Below are 19,488 nucleotides of genomic sequence, written 5' to 3'. Positions count from 1 at the left end.
TCAGGGCAGTGCGTAGTCCATCGGCGGGCCGTTGAGATTGGCGACATCGCGGTGCACCACGGTGGTGGCGACGTTGTCCCCGCCGCGCGTCACACCGATGATGGACACTTCGTCATTGACGGTGAAGTTCTCTGTGGTGCCCCCCATTTGGCTCCCGGCGGCGGTGATCCCGTGCGTCTGATCATCCACGCGGTAGGTGCGCGCGACACCGTCGGGGCCCTGCGCGGTGAGTGAATCCGGTGAGATCGCGATCAGCCGCCCCTCCTGGGTGACGGGCTGAGTAACGGCCACCGGTGCGGGTTCGGGACGCGGTGCCGCGACAGCGGAGTCCGCCACATGCATGATCAGTGCCGTCACGAGGGCGGCGAATGCGACCGTGAATGAGATCGACAGGCTGATCGCAGTGGTGTGCGGAGTCCTGCGTGCGTGTTTGCCGGGTCCTGTGCCCATGTCCGATGACCTCTCGTCTTGGTTGAGGCACGATTACCCGGCGACTCGCTCCGAATAAACGCGCAGATACCGGGTAGTCCGAGGCCATGGCACAAATCGGATACTTCCTTTCTTGTGAGCAGTTCACCCCCAAGGAACTTGTTGACCAGGCCAAACGCGCCGAGGACGCGGGATTCGATGCGCTGTGGATCTCGGATCACTTCCATCCATGGAACGACGAACAAGGCCAGAGTCCATTCGTTTGGGGCGTGATCGGCGCGCTCTCGGAGGCCACGTCGTTGCCGGTGTCGACGGCCGTGACCTGTCCGACGGTGCGCATCCATCCGGCGATCATCGCCCAGGCCGCTGCGACGGCCGCGGTGCAGCTGGATGGCAAGTTCGTGCTGGGAGTGGGCAGCGGCGAGGCCCTCAACGAACACATCCTCGGTGACCCCTGGCCGTCGGTGGGTGTCCGCCAGGAAATGCTGGAGGAATCCGTCGAGGTGATCAGGCTGCTGCTGGGCGGCGACGAGGTGAGCCACCACGGCGTGCACTACGACGTGCAGGAGGCCCGCATCTACACCCGGCCCGAGAAGCCGGTCCCGATCTATGTCTCGGGATTCGGGCCGCAGGCCGCCGAGCTCGCCGGCCGCATCGGGGACGGGTATGTACTGGTCACCCCGGAAGCCGACCTGGTGAAGACGTTCCGGTCATCCGGTGGCGGCGACAAGCCGGTGCAGGCAGGCACCAAGGTCTGCTGGGACACCGATGCCGACACCGCGGTCGACACCGCGCACCGGATCTGGGGTAACCAAGCGCTTCCCGGTCAGTCCGCTCAGATATTGCCGCGGCCAAAGGATTTCGCCGCTCTCCAGCAACTCGTCCCCAAGCAGGACATCGCGGATTCGGTGGCATGCGGTCCGGACGCCGACAAGCACGCGGCCCAGGTCCGCCAGTATCTCGATGCCGACGTCGACGAGGTGTACGTGTCGCAGATCGGCCCGGATATGGCGGGGTTCTTCGCCGCGTGGCAGCGTGATGTGCTGCCGCAGTTGCGTCAGTAGGCGCGAACCGCACCCACTAGGCGTGCCTCACCGTGTTCCCGCCACTCCTCTTGGCCGCGTACATGGCGGTGTCGGCGTCCGCGAAAAGTTGTCCCACCAGTGCGTCACCGTCGGGATTGTGCTGGGATCCCAGGTCGACACTCGCCACGCCGATGCTGGCGGTCACGCCATCGGGCATATCGGCGATCGCGCCGCACAATCCCTGCGCCAACGGCAGGGCCGAGGCCGGCGTGGTGAGCGCGATCAGGAATTCCTCACCGCCGGCGCGGCACAGCGCGGCCGGGGCCGGGCAACGTTCCCGCAGCAGATCGGCGACCGCCCGGATGACGCGATCGCCTTCGGCATGTCCGAAGGTGTCGTTGATGCGTTTGAAGTCGTCGATATCGGCCAGGATGACCGCCAGTTGTGTTGCGCCCCTGCCGGGTTCGGTGAGCATGCGCTGTAGCGCGTGCGAGAAGCTGCGGCGGTTGAGCAGTCCGGTCAAGCCGTCGGTCTCCGCCCGGGTCGCGTACGTCCCCATGGCCAGCGACATTCCGCGGATCGCGACAGGCACGCAGAGGTTGAGGAACCAGACGATCCAGAACGCGGCGAAGGCGGTCGCCAGATCGGTCTCGTCGGCCAGTCGCGACGCAGCGAATGCCGCGCCGGTCACCGCAAGAACCACGTTGAACAGCAGGCTGCGCGGATTGTGGAAGAAGGCGAAGTAGCCGCCGGTGACGGCCAGTGTGGCAACGGCCAGTGCGGCGACCCCCGCCGAGGGTTGGATGGCGCTCCACACGACGATGAACACGGCTCCGACCAGGCCGGTGGCCTCCGACTGCCACCGGGTCGGCCACCTGTTGAGCCAGGATGCCGTCATCGCGAGGGTGAACATCGCCGAGGCGGCGCTCACGGCGATGGCGGGGATGGACAGATCGTCCCGGGTGGCCAGATAGGAGATCGGAACCAGCGACGACGACGAGGCGACCAGCGCCATGATCAGCTGCGCCGGCCGCAGCAACCGTCGCTGCTTCAGGAATGTGGTCATGGACTCGAACTGGTCGGGTGTATTCAGCCAGTTAAGAGCCCTGCAAGGCGTTCGAATCGGAGCCCCCCGGCAAGTTTCATGCGAATCGCAGCAATCTAGTGGCACTTACATTACAAGTGTATTGTGCGCCGGGATAGCGCGAATCTGTATTTCCGGGGCGCCATCGCCTCGCGGACGGCGCTACGCGGCCTGCGCCACTGCGGCGATATGGGTGGCGACCGCACGGGCGACGACCGCGGTGGCGGGGTCACTGTCGGGCTCGTAGCGGTCGGCGGCAGCGTCGTAGCGCGCCCCGGCTATCGAGCCGTGGTCGGCGGCCACCTCGACGATCTCGACGGGCCAGTCCAAGGCCCGTAGACCGGCGGCGAACTCGGTGGCAGCCGAGGCGGGCACCACATCGTCACCATCGCCGATGAGCAAGCTGAATGGCGTGCGCACCGCCGTATCGGGGACCTCGCGCAGGGCCGGGCCACCGGAGATCGGATCATTCACCATGAACGCGCCACCAAGGCAGACGGTATGCGCGACAGGAACATTGAACTCCCGCGCGCGCAATGTCAGCCCGGCCGCGGCGACTCCGCCCAGCGACCAGCCCACGAGGACGAGATCGGCGCCCGCGGACCGGGTGCGCGCGAACCGCACCGAATTCAGTAGGTCCGCACGCCCGCCGTCGGCGGCGTGGGAATCCCAATCCGGGGCGATCACCCCTACTCCGAGCTCGGCGATGGCCTCGGCCAGTACCCGGACCGCGGCGCGGGAGTCGGTCTGCGTGCCGTGCCACAACAGCACGCACGGCCGTGATGGCTCTCCGAACAGATCGGCCCAGCGCCCGGGGGCGTACTCGACGGTGTCCACCATGGTCACGGCGAATGCGGGGTCGGGCTCTGCGTCGACTCCCACTTCGCTTCGAGTGACCGCTTCACCGGCTCACCGGCCGCTATCTGAAGCTGGAACGTCTCGCCGTCATCGCCCTCGAAGGTGATCAGGTAACCCGATTCGGACTCCTCCTTGTGGACCACTTTGTACGCGTGCTCGCCGGCGCCACGATCGAGAGCGACGATGTCGCCGGGGGCCACCGCATCGATGCGACCGTCAACAGAAGATTCAGCCATGACTGGTCGGTAGCCATATCGGCGCTGCTGCAAACACATTACTGGTCGAGGATGGGTCCCAATCTTGATAGATGAGGCGTACCGTCGTAAGTGCCGAGGGTGAATGGTTGCTTCTGTACCCGGAGTTGAGGTGGCGCGTCGGATGCAACCGTGAGGTTCAAAAACCAGCCTCGGCCTACGCGTCGCCGTCCCGCGGCACCCCGAATGCGAGCACCGCGGCATCGTCCTCGACTCCCGCGCCCAGCTCGCCGAGCAGACCCCGCACGGCCTCGACGATCTCGGATGCACTGGCCGGCGCGTGCCGGCGGGCGAACCGCAGGAGCTCGCCATCGTCGTCGTAACGTTCGACTCCGGGGCCGACACGCGCCTCGGTCACACCATCGGTGTAGAGCACCAGGGTGTCGCCGGATCCGAGATGCATTCGGCTGCTGAAGAAGTGAGGGTCTTGGATCATTCCGACGGCCTGACCGCCGATGGTGTCGGCGAAATACGCGTTCCCGTCACCGGTGAGCAGCAACGGGGGCAGGTGACCCGCGCTGGCCAGATCGACGTCGAAACCGTCGCCCCGCGGTGTCAGGTTTCCGTAGACCACGGTGCACAGCCGGTGGCGTTCGATGCCCAGCTGCTGATGCAGCACCGTATTGAGGTTGTGCAGCACCTGCACCGGGACGTCGTCGAAGACCGCGGCCGAACGCAGGACGTAGCGGGTAAGGGTGGTGACAACGGCGGCGTCGACACCCTTGCCCGCGACATCGCCGAGGAAGAAACCCCAGGTGTTCGACGACAACGGGAACAGATCGTAGAAATCGCCGCCCACGTCGTCGGCCGATGCAGTGTGGTAGTGATCGGCGGCCTCCAGACCCGGTGGTGGCGACAACAACGGCGGGTGCAGCGAGCGGCGCAGGGTGGCGGCGAACGCGCGTGCACGCTCCTGCTCGGTCTCGGCGCGGCGGCGTTCGGCAAGGAGTTCGCGTTCGTAGGCCCGTCGGTCGGTGGCGTCCACCGCGGTGACGCGCCACAGCTCGGGCGAATCGGCGGTCGCGGTTTTGACGTTGGCGGTCAGGAACATCGGCAGCCGCTCCCCGTCGGAGGCCAACATGTCGACGGTGACACCTTCGAGCGTGCCGGTCATCCGCAGCATCGGAACGAAATGTGTTTCGTAGTGGATTCTTCCGCCGGTGGTCAGGAGATCGGCGAACGCCTTCTCGTGCAGCGCGCCCTTGGGGTGACGCAACCAGCCGACGATGGTGGCATTCGCGCTGACGATGCGACCGTCCGTTGTGAGGATCAGATGCCCGGAGGGCGACTTATCCCAGAAGTCCTCGAAATCCAGGCTGGTCATGGTGTGGCGAACGCGGCGATGGCCGACGCGGTCGCGTCCGGATCGCTCACGTGCGGGCAGTGGCCCATTGCGTCGAGGGTGACCAACCGGCTGCCGGGGATCTGCTGCTGCACGAAGGCGCCGACGGTGCGCGGGGCGATGGCGTCCTGGGTGCACTCGACGATCAGCGTCGGCACCGGGACGTGTGGTAGGTCAGAACGATTGTCCGACAGGAAGGTGGCGCGGGCGAACACCCTGGCGCAGGCCGGGTCGGTCCGGCAGAACGTCTCTTCCAGCTCGGCATGCAGATCGGGGCGGTCGGGGTTGCCCATGATGACCGGCGCCATCGTCTTCGACCACCCGAGGTAGTTCGCGTCGATGGACTCCAGGAGTTCCTCGATATCGCCCTCGGAGAACCCGCCGCGATACTCGCCGTCGTCGATGTAGCGCGGCGACGGGGTCACCATGATGAGTTTGGCGAATCGGCTCGGATCGGCGATGGCCGCCAAGGCGCCGATCATCGACGCCACCGAATGGCCGACGAACACCACGTCGTGCAGGTCGAGCTCGCGCAGGATCTCCAGAACATCGGCCGCGTACCCGGACAGCGTGGAGTACTTCTCGGCGTCCCACGCCGTCGGGTCGGAGGCGCCCGCCCCCACGTGGTCCATCAGCACGATCCGGAAATCGGATTGGAGACGTTCGACCACGGGCCGCCACAAGTTCTGGTCGCAGCCGAACCCATGGGCCAGCAGCAGGACGGGAGCGCCTTCGACGCCCACTGTCTTGATGTTGTTCCTGGCCACTGCGCCCATGGGGAGCAGCATAGAACCAGCCGGTCACTCCGCCTGTTGGAACACCGTGACCGAGCGCGCGGCGACCTTGCGTGATTCACCCGCGGGGATGACCTCATCGCTGGTGCCGACCGGAATCGCGGTGTCGATGACCGTGTGCCACGCCGGCCCGAACTCCTTGGAGGGCAGGGTGAACTCGAGGGGCTCGTGGTGACCGTTGAAGCACACCACGAACGAGTCGTCGGTCACCCGCTGGCCACGGGCGTCCAGGTCGGGGATGCCGTTGCCGTTGAGGTAGACGGCGATCGATTTGCCGAATCCGGTGTCCCAGTCCTCGTCGTTCATCTCCGTCCCATCGGGTCGGAACCAGGAGATGTCGGGTACGCCGGCAGAGCCGCGCTGTCGCACCGGCCGGCCGTTGAAGAACCGGCGCCTGCGAAACACCGGATGTTCGGCGCGCAACGCCGAGACCCGGGCGGCGAAGTCCACCAGTTCCTGATCGGCGTTCTCCCAATCCACCCAGGTGATCTCGTTGTCCTGGCAGTAGCCGTTGTTGTTGCCGCCCTGGGTACGCCCGAGCTCGTCGCCGTGGCAGATCATCGGCACACCCTGGGAGAGCAGCAGTGTGGTCAGGAAGTTGCGCTCCTGCTGAGCCCGCAGGGCGGTGATCTCCGGATCATCGGTGGGACCCTCCACCCCGCAGTTCCACGACCTGTTGTGGCTCTCGCCGTCGTTGTTGTCCTCGCCGTTGGCCTCATTGTGTTTCTCGTTGTAAGACACCAGGTCTCGCAACGTGAAACCGTCGTGGGCGATGACGAAGTTGATCGAGGCGACCGGGCGGCGTGCGCTCTGCTCATAGAGATCTGCCGAACCCGTCAGACGGGACGCGAACTCGCCGAGGCTTGCCGCCTCACCGCGCCAGAAATCGCGCACGGTGTCGCGGTACTTGCCGTTCCATTCGGTCCACTGCGGCGGGAAGTTACCCACCTGATAGCCGCCGGGCCCGACATCCCACGGCTCGGCGATGAGCTTCACCTGGCTGACCGTCGGATCCTGTTGCACCAGTTCGAAGAATGTCGACAACTTGTCGACATCGTAGAACTCGCGGGCCAGCGTCGACGCCAGGTCGAAACGGAAACCGTCGACGTGCATCTCGGTGACCCAGTACCGCAACGAGTCCATGATCAGCTGCAGCGAATGCGGGTGCCCGACGTTGAGGCTGTTGCCGGTTCCCGTGTAATCCATGTAGTAACGCTTGTCGTCCTCGACGAGCCGGTAATACGCGGCATTGTCGATTCCACGCATCGACACCGTGGGACCGAGGTGGTTGCCCTCGGCGGTGTGGTTGTAGACCACATCCAGGATCACCTCGATGCCGGCTTCGTGCAGGGTGCGCACCATGGCCTTGAACTCCTGCACCTGACCGCCGGGGGTCCCGCTGCTGGAGTATTTGGAGTCGGGGGCGAAGAAACCGATGGTGTTGTAACCCCAGTAGTTGGACAGGCCCTTGTCGATCAGGGTGGAGTCGTTGGCGAAATGGTGCACCGGCATCAGCTCGATGGCGGTGACCCCGAGCGCCTTGAGGTGATCGATGATCGCCGGGTGGCCGATCGCGGCGTACGTCCCGCGGATGGCGTCGGGGATGTCCGGGTGGGTCTCCGTCAGCCCCTTGACGTGCGCCTCGTAGATGAAGCTGTCGGCGTATTCACGCTGCGGCGGGCGGTCGATGCCCCAGTCGAAGAACGGGTTGATCACCACCGACTTCGGCATGCTGGCCGCGGAGTCGTCATCGTTGCGGCTGTCGGGTTCCCCGAAGTCGTAACCGAACAGCGACTGGTCCCATTGGAAGGTCCCGTCGATGGCCTTCGCGTACGGGTCGAGCAGCAGCTTGTTGGGATTGCACCGATCACCGGCGGCGGGGTCATGAGGTCCGTGCACCCGGTACCCGTACCGCTGACCCGGCTCCACGGTCGGCAGGAAGCCGTGCCAGACGAATGCGTCCACCTCGGGCAATCGGTACCGGGTCTCGGTGCCGTCCTCGTCGAAGAGGCACAGGTCCACCCGTTCGGCGACCTCACTGAAGAGCGCGAAATTGGTACCGGAACCGTCGTAGGTCGCCCCGAGAGGATAGGCCTTCCCGGGCCAGACCTCCTGCTCGACTGCCTGGGTGTTCGACGGTGTGGGGGATACCGGCATGGACGTCCTCACTGCTCAACGGCGTGCTTCTGAAATGCGCGGCTCGGCGTTGAGCAGCGGGTTGTATGGGTACCCCGCCGGAGCCGATCGTATGCTGCGAGGTCGGTCACGTCCTGCCGGGCCGCCGGCGCACTCCGGTGCCGTAGCGGCGCGCCTCATCCATCAGCGCGGCGGCCGGCGCGGTGAGATGCCGGGTGCGGCTGACCGCCGCGACGTGCAGATAGGACTCGGGCACGATGCGTTGCACATGGGCACCGGCGCGGCGGGCAGATTCGGTCCACGCCGACGGCATCACCGCGCGGCCGAGCCCGTTGAGCACCATCGGCAGGATGGAGGTCCGATGGGCGATCTCGGCGACGATCATGATCTGCGTGCCGTCGGCGATGACTTCGTCGACCAGCGCGCGCATCAGGGATCCGCGCTGAGAGACGATGAGCCGGCACCCGTCGAGTTCGTCGCGACGGACGGTGGGCTCCGCCGTCACATGGTCGTCGGGGCCGGAGATCAGCACCAACGCCTGGGCTTCCAGCGGCACGACGGTGAGGTCCGGGGCCCGGATGGGTGCGGGTGATCCCAGGATCCCGATCTCGCACGCGCCGCTGCGGACGCTGTCGAGGATCTCCTCGGGGGTGAAGCCCGCCTCGGCATTGAGCGTCACCTCGGGATAGGACGAGGCGAACGCCGTCAGGAGGGTGGTCAGCGGCTCCATGCCCGGCGACGGCATGGTGATGAGGTCCACCCGGCCACCGCGCAAACCCTTGAGCGCCCGCACCGCCGCCGTCGCCTCGTCGACGTCGCGCAGCACCGTACGGGCGGATCCGACGAGCACATGGCCTGCTTCGCTGAGGACCACGCCGCGCCCCACGCGATGGAACAGCGGGATGCCGAGTTCCTTCTCGAATGCCGCGATGGCCTGGGACAGGGACGGCTGGGCGATCATCAGCTGATCGGCGGCCTTGCTGAAACCGCCGTGGTCGACCACCGCCAGGAAGAACCTGAGCTGCCGAACATCCATGCCCACCCCTGGGATCTCGATTGATAGGTAAATCCTATATGCCGAATCGCATCTTCGTCTTGGACCGCGATTGCCGGCGACCCGCCTAATGGACTCCAGAAGCCGTTGTGACCCACACAACAAAGAACGCCCGAGGAGTATCGATGACACAGACATTCAAGATCGCCGCCATCCCCGCCGACGGGGTGGGTAAAGAGGTCGTCGCCGCAGGGCGCCGGGTGCTCGACACCCTGGCCGCTCAGTCCGGCGGCGAGTTCGCTTTCGACTGGACCGAGTTTCCATGGGGCTGCGAATACTACGAGCAGACCGGCACGATGATGGCCGACGACGGACTGGACATCCTGCAGGCATTCGACGCGATCTACTTCGGCGCGGTCGGTTGGCAGAACGTTCCCGATCACATCAGCCTGTGGGGCCTGCGGCTGAACATCACCCAGAACTTCGATCAGTGGGCGAATATCCGCCCGGTGAAGTTCCTGCCCGGAGTCGTTTCTCCGCTGCGCAAGGCCGACGACACCGACCTCGACTGGATCGTCGTCCGAGAGAACAGCGAGGGCGAGTACGCGGGTCTGGGCGGACGCAACCTCAGCGGCCGTGGGCCGGGCAATGAGGTGGCGCTGCAGACCGCGCTGTTCACCGAGAAGGGCTGCGAACGCATCATGCGGTTCGCGTTCGACCTGGCCCGCACTCGCCGGGTCAAGAAGGTCTCCAGCGTCACCAAGTCCAACGCCCAGCAGTACGGCATGGTGCTGTGGGACGAGATCTTCAACCGCGTCGCCCTCGACTACCCGGACGTGACGACCGAATCCGTATTGGTGGACGCGATGAGCGCCAAGTTCATCCTGCACCCGGAAGATCTGTCGGTCGTCGTGGCCTCCAACCTCAACGCCGACATCCTGTCCGACCTGGGTTCGGCGCTGGCCGGCAGCCTCGGCGTCGCCGCGAGTGCGAACCTCAACCCGGAACGCCGCTTCCCCAGCATGTTCGAACCCGTGCACGGCTCCGCGCCCGATATCGCGGGTGCAGGTGTCAGCAATCCGATCGGCGCAATCGCCAGCGCTGCGCTGATGCTCGACCACTTCGGCCTTCATGAGCAGGCCCGCCGCGTCGAAGCCGCCATCGAAACCGCCACCGGCAGCGGGGTCCGCACCCGCGACATCGGGGGATCCGCAGGCACGGACGCCATGACCGACGCCATCGTCGACGCTCTGACCCCGGCCCTCACGCCGGCCTGATACTCCTCTGAATCCGAAGGCTGACAACATGATCGATATCGACCCGGCGGATGCGCCGGCCCCGCAGAAGAAGCGGTGGTACAAGCAGTTGTATTTCTGGGTGCTGATCGCCATCGTCCTCGGCGTCCTTGTGGGGTGGCTGTCGCCATCCACCGGTGAGGCCATGGAGCCGATCGGTACGACCTTCATCACCGCCATGAAGATGCTGATCTGCCCGATCGTCTTCCTGACGATCGTCGGCGGCATCGCCAGCGTCGCCGACTTGAAAAAGGTTGGTATGACCGGGATCAAGGCGCTGACCTACTTTCAGATCGGCACCATTCTGGCGATGATCACCGGTCTGGTCGCCATCAACCTGTTCCGCCTGGGCGACGGTGTGAACGCCAATCCCGACTCCATCGAAGCCAGCGATTCGGCGCAGAAGTTGATCACCGCGGGCGAAGAGAAACAGTGGTGGGAGTTCATCACCCACCTGGTGCCCGACAGTGTCTTCGGCCCCTTCGTCGAAGGTGACATCCTGCAGGTCATCTTCCTGGCGGTGATCTTCGGCGTCGCACTCAACGCGGTCGGCCAGATCGGCGGGCCTGTGCTCGACGCGGTCAACCGGCTGACCGCGATCGTGTTCAAGGTTCTGGGCTACGTCATGAAGCTGGCGCCGCTCGGTGCGTTCGGGGCGATGGCCTACGCGATCGGCAAGTACGGGGTGTCCACCCTGACCAGCCTCGGCAGCCTGATCCTACTGTTCTACGTGACCTCGGCGCTCTTCGTGTTCGTCGTGCTCGGTTCGGTCATGGCCTACCTGCGGCTCAACATCTTCCACATGCTGCGCTACCTCAAGGAAGAGCTGTTGCTGATCCTTGGGACGTCGACGGCCGAACCGGCGCTGCCGGCGCTCATGCGCAAACTCGAGCATGCAGGCGTCAGCAAGCCCACCGTCGGGCTCGTGGTGCCTACCGGGTATAGCTTCAACCTCGACGGGGCAGCGATCTACCTCTCGCTGGCGGCGCTGTACATCGCCCAGGCCACCAACACCGAGCTGTCGATCGGACAGCAGGTGGGTCTGCTCGCGGTGATGTTGTTGACCTCCAAGGGCGCCGCGGGGGTGGCCGGCGGTGGCTTCATCGCGCTGACCGCCACGCTCAGCACCCTGGGCACCATTCCGGCGATCGGCATCATGCTGGTGTTCGGTATCGACAAGTTCATGTCGGAGTGCCGCGCACTGGTGAACTTCATCGGTAACGCGGTGGCCACGCTGTTCGTGGCGAAATGGAACGGCGAGGTCGATATCGACCGGGTCCGAAAGGTATTCGCGGGCAAAAAGGTTCCGTCGTTGCAGGCCGGGGCTAGTGAGCCGACAGTTGAGACCGCGTCTCCCACCGCCAATGGCCAGCCGGTGCTCACCGGCACGGTCGCCGGGCACTGAAGAAAAAGGAGTGGGGCAGTGGTGACCGTTCTGATTGCGCCGGACAAGTTCAAGGGCAGCCTGTCCGCATCCGAGGTGGCGGACACCCTCGCACAGGAACTCTCGGCAGCAGGCCTGGACGTACGCACCCTGCCCCTGGCGGACGGCGGCGACGGTAGCGTCGCCGCCGCCTTGGCCGCCGGTTACACCGCGGACCAGGTCAGCGTTCAGGGCGCGACCGGTCTGGACCATACCGCCGCCATCGCCATCCGCGGTGACACCGCGGTGGTCGAGATCGCCAACACCTGCGGGCTGGGAACCTTGCCGGGAATGGCGTCGGCTGCACTGGACGCCTCGAGTTACGGTTTCGGACAGGCAATTCGACATGCTGTCGACACGGGCGCTCAGCGCATCGTGCTGGCCCTCGGTGGCAGTGCGAGCAGTGACGCCGGTATCGGGATGCTGGCGGCGCTGGGGTTCCGATACTTCGATCATCTGGGTGCCGAACTACCACCTATGGCTCGGAATCTCGGCGTAATCCACCGGATCGAATTCACGGGCAGCCTGGGCGCGGAGTTGATCGTCGCCTGCGATGTCACCAATCCGCTGCGCGGTCCTGCTGGAGCCGCAGCGGTGTACGGACCTCAGAAGGGCGCTACCGCAGCCGATATCGAGACCCTGGAGAACGGGTACGACAACTTCATCGTCGCGCTGGCGCGTTCAGGATGGGTCGATGCTGCTTCGGTCGCCGAACTGTCGGGGGCAGGTGCCGCCGGCGGCTGCGGTTTCGCAGCGGCATTGCTGGGTGCCCGTATCGTCTCCGGGGCGGGGTTCTTCCTCGATCTGCTCGGCTTTGACCGACACTGCGCACAGGCGGATCTGGTGATCACCGGCGAAGGCCGGCTGGACACTCAGACCCTGTCGGGGAAGCTGCCCGCCGTCGTCGCACGGCGCGCGTCTCCGAAACCCGTTGTCGCGGTGGTCGGAAAGGACGAGCTCGACGGCGGCGGTAGGTCCACGTTTGCCGATGTGTTCGCGGTGTCCCGGTACTCCCGAGGCGATACCGCTACCGACCCGCACGAGACCCGCCGCGCGCTGACATTGATTGCGGCCGAGATCGTGACGGTCGCCGTGCTCGAGAAGGTCAGCGCGACTCGGTGAGCACCGAGGCTGCATCGCGCGTGGTCGGCGCGACAACCGCTTCCAGTCGTACCGCCACCCCGTTGAGCACGGACATACCGGCGAGTGCCTCGAGATCCTCGGGCCGGCTCGAGGTCAGTTCGTTCACGTTGACGCCGGGATTGGAGTTGGCCAGCCGCCAGCCTCCGCCGCGGTGACCCCAGCCCTGCGGGATCGCGATGGTGCCGGGGCCGACCTCGTCGGTGATCGTCATTTCCAGTTCGATCGCGCCGGTCGCGGAGACCACCCGCGCGGGGTCACCGTCGGCGATACCGGCGGCTTCGGCATCGTCGATGTTGATGCGGGCCCGCTGCCGGCGTTTGCCCTTCATCAGGGTCGGGCTGTTGTGCATCCAGCTGTTCTGCGACCTGAGCTCGCGAATGCCGATGGCCGACAACGGAAATTGCGGACTCGTGCTGGGCGCGGTACCCAGTCGCGCGATCTCGCCGATGATCTCGGCGGGGTTCAGGCACACATTGCCGTCCTTGTGAGCCACCACGTCGGAGAGCACGCCGTGCGGCGCATGCTCGGCCAGCACGATGCCATGCGGATTGTCCCTGAGTTTCTGCGGATTCAGCCCACCCCGGCGCAGCCCGAACCGATCCCCGTATGGACCGATACGCAGCAGCGCGTTCATCATCTTCTGCGGGGTGAGTCGCAGGCCGCGGCGCTCCAGCCAGCGCAGCACCGGGTTGAGTGGGGCCAGCGGGCCGGTGGCCAGCAGAGATACGTCCATCCGGGCGGCCAGCTCCTCGAACACTTCCCACTCCGGCCGGGCCTGGCCGTACGGTTCCAGCACCGGCTCGGCGGCCTGCAGGAACACCGTCGGGCAACAGGCGGCGTAGGCCATCGGCATATCGTCGCGTTCCAGGAACGTGGTGCCCGGCAGGATGTAGTCGGCGTGCCGGTTGGTCTCGTTGACGTAGAGGTCGAGCGACACCATCAGGTCCAGCTGTGGTAGCGCGGCGTCCAGGGCGGCGCTGTTGGGTACGGACAGCACCGGGTTGCCGGCGAACACGAACAGCGCGCGCAGCTGACCCACGCCTGGCGTGGTGATCTCATCGGCGATCAGGGCGGCGGGGAAGGAGCCGAAGACGTCGGGGAAATCGCCGATCCGGGAACGCTTGCTGTTGTATCCGAAGGCACCCGACCGTTCGCCCATGTCCTCGACCGGGATCACCTGATGCGACATCAGCGCCCCGCCGGGCCGGTCCAGATTGCCGGTCACCAGGTTGAGCGCGTCGATCAGGAAACTGACCAGGGTGCCGTGATGCCCGAGGCAGGCGCCGGTGCGTCCGTAGGCGACCGCCATTCTGGCAGTGGCGAAGTCGTGCGCCAGCGCGCGCACGGTCTCGGCGGGCACTCCAGTGCGGATGGCGGTGTCCTCCGGCGGGAAGTCCGCGCACAACGCGCGCAGGGTCTCGACACCGGTCGACTGCGTCGCGATGGCTGGGCGGTTCTCCAGGCCGTCGGCGAACACGACATGCAGCAGCGAGAGCATGAGCCAGGAGTCGGAATCCGGGCGCACCGCCACATGTTCGTAGGCCGCCGCCGTTTCGGTGCGACGCGGATCGACCACGATGATGCGGCCGCCGCGTTTGACGATCGCCGACAGATCGTCCTTGACCCGGGGCGCCCGCAACGCACTGCCATGCGACACCAGGGGATTGGCGCCGAGCATGAACAGGAAGTCGGTGCGCGGCAGATCGGGGAACGGTATCTGGGTTGCCGCCCCGTACAGCAGCTTGCTGGCCACGTAGCGACTGTTGATGTCCTGGGACCCGGCCGAGTACATGTGCCCGGCCCCGATCCGTTTCATGAACAGGCCCGACCACAGACTCGCGGCGTACCCGAACGCCGACGGGTTTCCGAGGTACTCGCCGACCGAGTCGCCGCCGTGGGTGTCGAGCACCCCCTGCAGCCTGCGCGCGATATCGCTGAGCGCGGTGTCCCAGCTGACCTCGGCAAAACTGCCGTCGGATTCGCGGCGCAACGGGTGGAGCACCCGGTCGGGGTCGTTCTGCACATCGGTGAACGCGATGCCCTTGGGGCACGCCCGGCCCTGGGACAGCGGATGGTCCTTGTCGGGGCGCAGCGACTGGAGGCGACCGTCCTCGACGGTGGCGATCAGCCCGCACAGCGGCTCACAGATGCGGCAGTAGGTCACCTTCTGCTCGGTGCTCACGCAGGCCTCCTCGATCACCGTGGTGCCGGTCACCGTAAGTCGGCCGAGACGCCCCGGGCAAGCATTTGCATAGTGCAAAACGCGCAGGTGTCAATGGTCGCGCAGGCGTGCGGTGATGGTGTCCGCCGCGGCGCTGACGTTCTCCCCGAGGGTCAGCAGTTCCCGGCCGGTCTTGGGATCGGCCATCGTCAGCACCGACAGGGCGGCCACGGGTGCGCCGCCGGGGTCGAAGCAGGCCGCACTGACCGACAGCGGCACATACACCGCGGCCTCGTCGATGCCCCCGAGCATCAGGTCCGGTGTCATGACGGGTCGCTGCCCACCGATCATGCGTTCGGCCCGGCGGGAACCGTGCACCTCTCCGATCGCGAAATCCGTCATCTCCTGCATCTGGGCTTGCGGTGCCGGTGACAGTTCGACCGAGAATCGGCGCTCCCGGATCATCTGCAGGATCCGCCACGTGCGCACGGGGTCGTCGGGGCCGGGTGCGACGCGGCGCAGCCAGGTGTCGACGGTGAACTGGCTCGCCCACGCCGCCAGGACCGCCCCGAGGGGCGGGCCGAATTCGATGTGATCGCCGGCCTGCAACGGGAGATGCCCGGTGTCGGTGCCGTCCGGGTACGTCAGGTCGGCAATCACCAGGTCGTCCGAGGACGGGATGAACAGGCAGGCCGGCACACCGGTGTCCGCGCTCAACCGGAGCATCTCGGGTCGGGCGTAGGTCGCGATCGGCAGGGACGCCTGCGCCGCCGCGCCGACGGCAATGAGGCGCGGCCCCAGCCGGTAGGTCTTGCGTACGCGGTCCTTGACCAGCCAGCCCACCCGAGTGAGCTCGGTGAGCATCGGATGACAGGTGGCGGCGTCCAGGTTGACCAGGCGCGCCAACTCCGTGAGCTGGTACTCGCGATGTGGATCCGCCGCCAGGTACTCGACCATTTCCACGAGACGCTCGGTTTGCGGTGATCTGCGGGCCATTTGGCCCGATCCTATTCGCGAACCCCGGAACATCTCTGCGAAAAGCCCCGTTGGAAGCGTTATGGGAATTCGGTTGGGTGCGATCGCGGTGGACTGCCCGGACCCAGCGGCACTCGGTGACTTCTACCGTGATGTCCTGGGAGCCGAGGTGGTGCGGTCGACACCGGATCTGGCGGTGTTACGCGCACCGGGCATCCTGTTGACCTTCGAACGGATCGAGAATCACCTGCCCCCGACCTGGCCGGGCGGGCGGACGCCGAAGCAACTGCACCTCGATCTCGCGGTCGACGACCTGGACGCCGAGGAGGCCCGGATCATCGCGTTGGGCGCCACCAAGGCCGACGTCCAACCCGATCCGGACAACTGGCGCGTCCTGATCGACCCGGCGGGTCACCCGTTCTGTATCACGGTGATGTTCCCGGCACCGGCGTGACCTGGGCTCAGACGCACACGGTCACCGTCACTCGGCTTCTCACCGGCTCGGAGCCGAGGTGGTGCTGCGTTCCACGATTGCGGCGATCTGGTTGCGGCTCAACTGAATAGCGGCGGCGCTCTCGTCCAGACGCGCCATTTCTCCGCGCAGCGCCGTCAGTAGTCGAGCGCATGGCTCCACCCGGGGGGTGGCGTCCACGGTGCAGGGCAGCACCTGCCGGACGAGGTCCAGCGTCATTCCGGCGCCCAGCAGTGCCTTGATCTTGTGCACGGTCGCGACGGCGGCAGCATCGTAGGTGCGGTAGCCGTTCGCGGCGCGCGCCGATATCAGAAGGCCTTCATCCTCGTAGTGACGCAACGAGCGCCGGCTGGCGCCGGTGAGCGCGGCGAGTTCTCCGATCAGCACGTCGAATCCTCCACAGGCTCTTGACCTTCACACTGATGGCAACGTTGACCATAGTGCCATGGATATCGGAATCTTCACCGCGGCCAATGCTGACAGTCTGGCTCCCACGACGCTGGCCCGCGAGATCGAACAGCGCGGTTTCGAGTCGATGTTCGTGCCCGAACACACGCACATACCGGTCGAGTTCGAGACGCCGACGCCGACGGGTGACCCGCTGCCCGCGGAGTATGCACGAAACTTCGATCCGTTCGTGCTGCTGGCTGCCTCCGCGGCGGTCACTTCGTCGCTGCGACTCGGTACGGCCGTTACCCTTCTGGCACAACGTGATCCGATCCTGTTCGCCAAGGAAGTGGCCAGCCTGGACGTACTGTCCGCGGGCCGGGTGGAACTGGGCGTCGGAGCGGGGTGGCTGCGGGAGGAGATGCGCAACCACGGCACCGACCCGCGAATCCGGGTACGGCTGGTCTCCGAACGGCTACGGGCGGCACAGCAGATCTGGAACAACGACGAAGCCGAGTTTCACGGCGAACACGTCGATTTCGACAAGATCCTGTCCTGGCCGAAGCCGGTTCAGCTGCCGCGGCCACCGCTGCTGCTCGGCGGTTGGGGGCCGAGCACCTTTTCCCGGGTGGTCGCAGAAGCCGATGGGTGGCTGGCACCACCAGACGTGCAGGCCACCCGGTTGGCCGGAGCCATCCGCGAGCTGCAGAACCTTGCCGCCGAAAACGGCCGGTCCCCGCTCACCGTCGTCGCCCTCACCAACGACCCGTCGGCTGCGCAACTCGACCAGTATGCCGAAGCCGGTGTCTCACGGACACTGCTCGCGGCGATGCCGACACCGGACCACGATGCGGCGCTGCGCCTCCTGGACAGTCACGCCTTGTTGCTCTGAGTGGGCACCACCCGGTCCAGCCACGCCACCGTCGGCGGTCCGACCTCCGGAAGTGCCGATTCGGCGATGATCCAGTGCGGCAGAGCGGGATACACGTGGTGCTCGGCGCGGTAGCGTGCCGCGAGGCGGCGGGACATCCTGGGGGCGACGTTGCGGTCGGCGCCGGCGCCGGCACTGGCGCACAGCACGGGACACGTCACGTCCGCCGGATCGACATGCATGATCGGCAATCCGAGCGACATGGTCCGGAACACCCGCCCGGAGTCGCGGACCAGTCTGGGAATCAGCATGTCTCGCTCCGCCGCCGGCAAGGTGTTGAGCGGGACGGCATGCATGGTGGCGGTCGAGGGCCGAAACGGTCGTCCCGCCAGGGTCGCCGGAAGCACCGGGATCAGGTGGGGTAGCGAGCGCAGTTGCGGCCACAGCACACCCGGCGGGACCGACGCGAGCATCACCAGGGCGACGCAGTCGCGGGCCGCCGCCACCTTCTGCGCCACGAAACCACCGAAGCTGTGCCCGATCACGACGGCCGGCTCCCCGATCGCGTCGTAGGCGCGCAGGGCGATGTCCACGCACTCTGCGACACCGGTTTTCGCCAGCACCCGGTCATCGGAAGGATCGCGGCCGGGGAAGGTGGGGACATGACAGTGGTAGCCCGCATCGCCCAGGAAACGCACCCATGGTTCGAGTAGACCGGGACTTCCGAACACGCCGTGCAGCAGTAGAACTGGTGGCTTGGTCATGGTCCCCATGATCATGCGGGCCGCGTCGCGGTTCAATTACCTCAGAGGTAGGCGGTCAGCATCCGGTAGCCGAGGTCCAGCGGTCAAGCCACCGCCATCCACACACCGAGTGCCACCATCACCACCGCGATGATCCCGTCCAGGACACGCCAGGTGGACGGATTCGCGAACAGCCCGGCCAGTTTGCGCGCACCGAGACCCAGACCGGTGAACCACAGCGCGCTGGCTGCGACCGCTCCGGCACCGAAAAGCCAACGCTGCTCCTGATGTTCGTTGGCCAGTGACCCGAGCAGGACGACCGTGTCGAGGTAGACATGCGGGTTCAGCCAGGTCAGCGCGGCCGCGGTGAGCAGCACCTCCACCAACCGCGCCGGGGTCTCGTCGGATGGGTTCAACACACCCGGCCGGAGTGCGCGACGGGCGGCCAGCGCCCCGTAGCCGAGCAGGAAGGTGGCCCCACCGATCTTGGCGATCGTCATCGCGGTCGGATGCGCGGTGATCAATGCGCCCACGCCGGCGATCCCGGCGGCGATCAGGATCAGGTCTGACACTGTGCACAGCGCGATCACCGGCACCACATGCTCGCCGCGGATGCCCTGACGGAGCACGAACGCGTTCTGCGCGCCGATCGCGGCGATCAACGCCATGGTGGTGAGGAAACCGATGAAGACAGGTGAAGCCATGCGATTGACGGTAGGTCGCCGACGAGATCAAGTACAGCTAAGGATTCTAACCCAGCATTAGCCGTATTAATGCGAGCCATTCATTCCGGCATCGCGGTCTCGGGCAGTTTGTAGATTGCCAATCTCCGTGTCGGATTGCCATATGAAATGTCGAATGATGTCGAATTCGACATTGTGGATGGCAAAAAGTCTGATCATTGCTTGGTAGAGCCCGGGCCAATCCGGCGCGGACGACCTCGTATGCATGGTTAGGAACGCCGTCAGAGCGATTTCGCGGCAGTGACTATCGATATCTCCGCGGCCGGCTATTGCTTCTGGACCTTGGCAGGCACATGCTCAGAGGACATCACAAGCTGGGTGGAGTTGCTTAGGTGTGGTACCGGTAAAGCGCTTTTCAA

The 19,488-nt window shown here is 66.1% G+C and carries 19 protein-coding genes; 6 read left to right on the top strand and 13 right to left on the bottom strand.

Annotation, left to right across the window (positions count from 1 at the left end; translation table 11 throughout):
• The gene (locus AC1DTF_RS13720) at positions 1 to 450 is read right to left on the bottom strand and encodes a hypothetical protein (RefSeq protein ID WP_477474441.1); all 450 of its coding nucleotides are present in this window, start codon (positions 448 to 450) and stop codon (positions 1 to 3) included.
• Between the two features lie 86 nt (positions 451 to 536).
• Between AC1DTF_RS13720 and AC1DTF_RS13715 the strand changes: the two genes are divergently transcribed.
• Complete coding sequence (locus tag AC1DTF_RS13715; RefSeq protein WP_477474440.1) at positions 537 to 1,493, top strand: TIGR03557 family F420-dependent LLM class oxidoreductase; 957 nt, start codon at positions 537 to 539, stop codon at positions 1,491 to 1,493.
• A 16-nt stretch (positions 1,494 to 1,509) separates the two neighbouring features.
• Here AC1DTF_RS13715 and AC1DTF_RS13710 read toward each other — a convergent pair whose 3' ends face one another.
• The 7 genes from AC1DTF_RS13710 to AC1DTF_RS13680 form a co-directional block, all read right to left on the bottom strand.
• A complete protein-coding gene (locus AC1DTF_RS13710) occupies positions 1,510 to 2,520 on the bottom strand; it encodes a GGDEF domain-containing protein (protein ID WP_477474439.1) in 1,011 nt (336 codons plus the stop codon).
• 180 nt (positions 2,521 to 2,700) lie between these two features.
• Positions 2,701 to 3,375 carry an alpha/beta hydrolase gene (locus AC1DTF_RS13705; protein WP_477474458.1) on the bottom strand — a complete coding sequence of 225 codons (675 nt, stop codon included), beginning with the start codon at positions 3,373 to 3,375 and terminating at the stop codon, positions 2,701 to 2,703.
• 5 nt (positions 3,376 to 3,380) lie between these two features.
• Positions 3,381 to 3,632, bottom strand: a complete 252-nt coding sequence (locus AC1DTF_RS13700; RefSeq protein WP_477474438.1) for a hypothetical protein — start codon at positions 3,630 to 3,632, stop codon at positions 3,381 to 3,383.
• Positions 3,633 to 3,807: 175 nt separating this feature from the next.
• On the bottom strand, positions 3,808 to 4,974 hold the full coding sequence (locus AC1DTF_RS13695) for a PP2C family protein-serine/threonine phosphatase (RefSeq protein ID WP_477474437.1): 1,167 nt from the start codon (positions 4,972 to 4,974) through the stop codon (positions 3,808 to 3,810).
• Positions 4,971 to 5,768, bottom strand: coding sequence for an alpha/beta fold hydrolase (locus AC1DTF_RS13690; RefSeq protein ID WP_057170519.1), 798 nt, complete (start codon positions 5,766 to 5,768; stop codon positions 4,971 to 4,973). The genes AC1DTF_RS13695 and AC1DTF_RS13690 overlap by 4 nt, the downstream gene beginning before the upstream one ends.
• Positions 5,769 to 5,792: 24 nt before the next feature.
• The gene (gene glgX / locus AC1DTF_RS13685; protein WP_477474436.1) at positions 5,793 to 7,943 is read right to left on the bottom strand and encodes a glycogen debranching protein GlgX; all 2,151 of its coding nucleotides are present in this window, start codon (positions 7,941 to 7,943) and stop codon (positions 5,793 to 5,795) included.
• A 106-nt stretch (positions 7,944 to 8,049) separates the two neighbouring features.
• The gene (locus AC1DTF_RS13680; RefSeq protein ID WP_477474435.1) at positions 8,050 to 8,958 is read right to left on the bottom strand and encodes a LysR family transcriptional regulator; all 909 of its coding nucleotides are present in this window, start codon (positions 8,956 to 8,958) and stop codon (positions 8,050 to 8,052) included.
• A gap of 143 nt (positions 8,959 to 9,101) precedes the next feature.
• On the opposite strand from AC1DTF_RS13680, the gene AC1DTF_RS13675 reads away from it, so the two are divergent.
• Genes AC1DTF_RS13675 through AC1DTF_RS13665 form a run of 3 tightly spaced genes read left to right on the top strand, consistent with a single transcriptional unit; the run spans position 9,102 to position 12,756 of the window.
• The gene (locus AC1DTF_RS13675) at positions 9,102 to 10,193 is read left to right on the top strand and encodes a tartrate dehydrogenase (protein WP_477474434.1); all 1,092 of its coding nucleotides are present in this window, start codon (positions 9,102 to 9,104) and stop codon (positions 10,191 to 10,193) included.
• 28 nt (positions 10,194 to 10,221) lie between these two features.
• Positions 10,222 to 11,616 carry a C4-dicarboxylate transporter DctA gene (gene dctA / locus AC1DTF_RS13670; RefSeq protein ID WP_477474433.1) on the top strand — a complete coding sequence of 465 codons (1,395 nt, stop codon included), beginning with the start codon at positions 10,222 to 10,224 and terminating at the stop codon, positions 11,614 to 11,616.
• Between the two features lie 21 nt (positions 11,617 to 11,637).
• Positions 11,638 to 12,756, top strand: coding sequence for a glycerate kinase (locus AC1DTF_RS13665; RefSeq protein WP_477474432.1), 1,119 nt, complete (start codon positions 11,638 to 11,640; stop codon positions 12,754 to 12,756).
• Here the strand turns inward: AC1DTF_RS13665 and AC1DTF_RS13660 are convergent.
• Together AC1DTF_RS13660 and AC1DTF_RS13655 are read right to left on the bottom strand one after the other, a co-directional pair.
• Complete coding sequence (locus AC1DTF_RS13660) at positions 12,740 to 14,992, bottom strand: molybdopterin-dependent oxidoreductase (protein ID WP_477474431.1); 2,253 nt, start codon at positions 14,990 to 14,992, stop codon at positions 12,740 to 12,742. The two genes, AC1DTF_RS13665 and AC1DTF_RS13660, sit on opposite strands and share 17 nt — an antisense overlap.
• Before the next feature lie 57 nt (positions 14,993 to 15,049).
• Positions 15,050 to 15,934 (bottom strand): IclR family transcriptional regulator, encoded by an 885-nt coding sequence (locus AC1DTF_RS13655; RefSeq protein WP_477474430.1) that lies wholly within the window; start codon positions 15,932 to 15,934, stop codon positions 15,050 to 15,052.
• Between the two features lie 61 nt (positions 15,935 to 15,995).
• Here AC1DTF_RS13655 and AC1DTF_RS13650 point away from each other — a divergent pair, with 61 nt between their 5' ends.
• The gene (locus AC1DTF_RS13650) at positions 15,996 to 16,367 is read left to right on the top strand and encodes a VOC family protein (protein ID WP_477474429.1); all 372 of its coding nucleotides are present in this window, start codon (positions 15,996 to 15,998) and stop codon (positions 16,365 to 16,367) included.
• A 39-nt stretch (positions 16,368 to 16,406) separates the two neighbouring features.
• Here the strand turns inward: AC1DTF_RS13650 and AC1DTF_RS13645 are convergent, their stop codons facing one another.
• Positions 16,407 to 16,772: a MerR family transcriptional regulator gene (locus AC1DTF_RS13645; RefSeq protein ID WP_477474428.1), complete on the bottom strand. Its 366-nt coding sequence runs from the start codon at positions 16,770 to 16,772 to the stop codon at positions 16,407 to 16,409.
• Between the two features lie 58 nt (positions 16,773 to 16,830).
• Between AC1DTF_RS13645 and AC1DTF_RS13640 the strand changes: the two genes are divergently transcribed.
• Positions 16,831 to 17,664: an LLM class F420-dependent oxidoreductase gene (locus AC1DTF_RS13640; RefSeq protein ID WP_477474427.1), complete on the top strand. Its 834-nt coding sequence runs from the start codon at positions 16,831 to 16,833 to the stop codon at positions 17,662 to 17,664.
• Here the strand turns inward: AC1DTF_RS13640 and AC1DTF_RS13635 are convergent.
• Together AC1DTF_RS13635 and lysE are read right to left on the bottom strand one after the other, a co-directional pair.
• Positions 17,646 to 18,407, bottom strand: coding sequence for an alpha/beta hydrolase (locus tag AC1DTF_RS13635; RefSeq protein WP_477474426.1), 762 nt, complete (start codon positions 18,405 to 18,407; stop codon positions 17,646 to 17,648). The two genes, AC1DTF_RS13640 and AC1DTF_RS13635, sit on opposite strands and share 19 nt — an antisense overlap.
• Positions 18,408 to 18,490: 83 nt before the next feature.
• Positions 18,491 to 19,090, bottom strand: coding sequence for an L-lysine exporter (gene lysE / locus AC1DTF_RS13630; protein WP_477474425.1), 600 nt, complete (start codon positions 19,088 to 19,090; stop codon positions 18,491 to 18,493).
• Positions 19,091 to 19,488: the final 398 nt, after the last annotated feature.

The sequence above is a fragment of the Mycobacterium sp. P4_H6 genome (genome assembly GCF_056400845.1).
The sequence above is the reverse complement of the archived record's forward strand: the minus strand, read 5'-3'. Positions and strand labels throughout refer to the sequence as shown.

Excerpts from the sequence above, each read along its gene's own strand:
- dctA (WP_477474433.1), top strand. The coding sequence starts at position 10,222 with ATGATCGATATCGACCCGGCGGATGCGCCGGCCCCGCAGAAGAAGCGG.
- lysE (WP_477474425.1), bottom strand. The coding sequence starts at position 19,090 with ATGGCTTCACCTGTCTTCATCGGTTTCCTCACCACCATGGCGTTGATC.
- AC1DTF_RS13655 (WP_477474430.1), bottom strand. The coding sequence starts at position 15,934 with ATGGCCCGCAGATCACCGCAAACCGAGCGTCTCGTGGAAATGGTCGAG.
- glgX (WP_477474436.1), bottom strand. The coding sequence starts at position 7,943 with ATGCCGGTATCCCCCACACCGTCGAACACCCAGGCAGTCGAGCAGGAG.
- AC1DTF_RS13635 (WP_477474426.1), bottom strand. The coding sequence starts at position 18,407 with ATGACCAAGCCACCAGTTCTACTGCTGCACGGCGTGTTCGGAAGTCCC.
- AC1DTF_RS13720 (WP_477474441.1), bottom strand. The coding sequence starts at position 450 with ATGGGCACAGGACCCGGCAAACACGCACGCAGGACTCCGCACACCACT.
- AC1DTF_RS13695 (WP_477474437.1), bottom strand. The coding sequence starts at position 4,974 with ATGACCAGCCTGGATTTCGAGGACTTCTGGGATAAGTCGCCCTCCGGG.
- AC1DTF_RS13710 (WP_477474439.1), bottom strand. The coding sequence starts at position 2,520 with ATGACCACATTCCTGAAGCAGCGACGGTTGCTGCGGCCGGCGCAGCTG.
- AC1DTF_RS13675 (WP_477474434.1), top strand. The coding sequence starts at position 9,102 with ATGACACAGACATTCAAGATCGCCGCCATCCCCGCCGACGGGGTGGGT.
- AC1DTF_RS13680 (WP_477474435.1), bottom strand. The coding sequence starts at position 8,958 with ATGGATGTTCGGCAGCTCAGGTTCTTCCTGGCGGTGGTCGACCACGGC.
- AC1DTF_RS13700 (WP_477474438.1), bottom strand. The coding sequence starts at position 3,632 with ATGGCTGAATCTTCTGTTGACGGTCGCATCGATGCGGTGGCCCCCGGC.
- AC1DTF_RS13650 (WP_477474429.1), top strand. The coding sequence starts at position 15,996 with ATGGGAATTCGGTTGGGTGCGATCGCGGTGGACTGCCCGGACCCAGCG.
- AC1DTF_RS13690 (WP_057170519.1), bottom strand. The coding sequence starts at position 5,768 with ATGGGCGCAGTGGCCAGGAACAACATCAAGACAGTGGGCGTCGAAGGC.
- AC1DTF_RS13640 (WP_477474427.1), top strand. The coding sequence starts at position 16,831 with ATGGATATCGGAATCTTCACCGCGGCCAATGCTGACAGTCTGGCTCCC.
- AC1DTF_RS13715 (WP_477474440.1), top strand. The coding sequence starts at position 537 with ATGGCACAAATCGGATACTTCCTTTCTTGTGAGCAGTTCACCCCCAAG.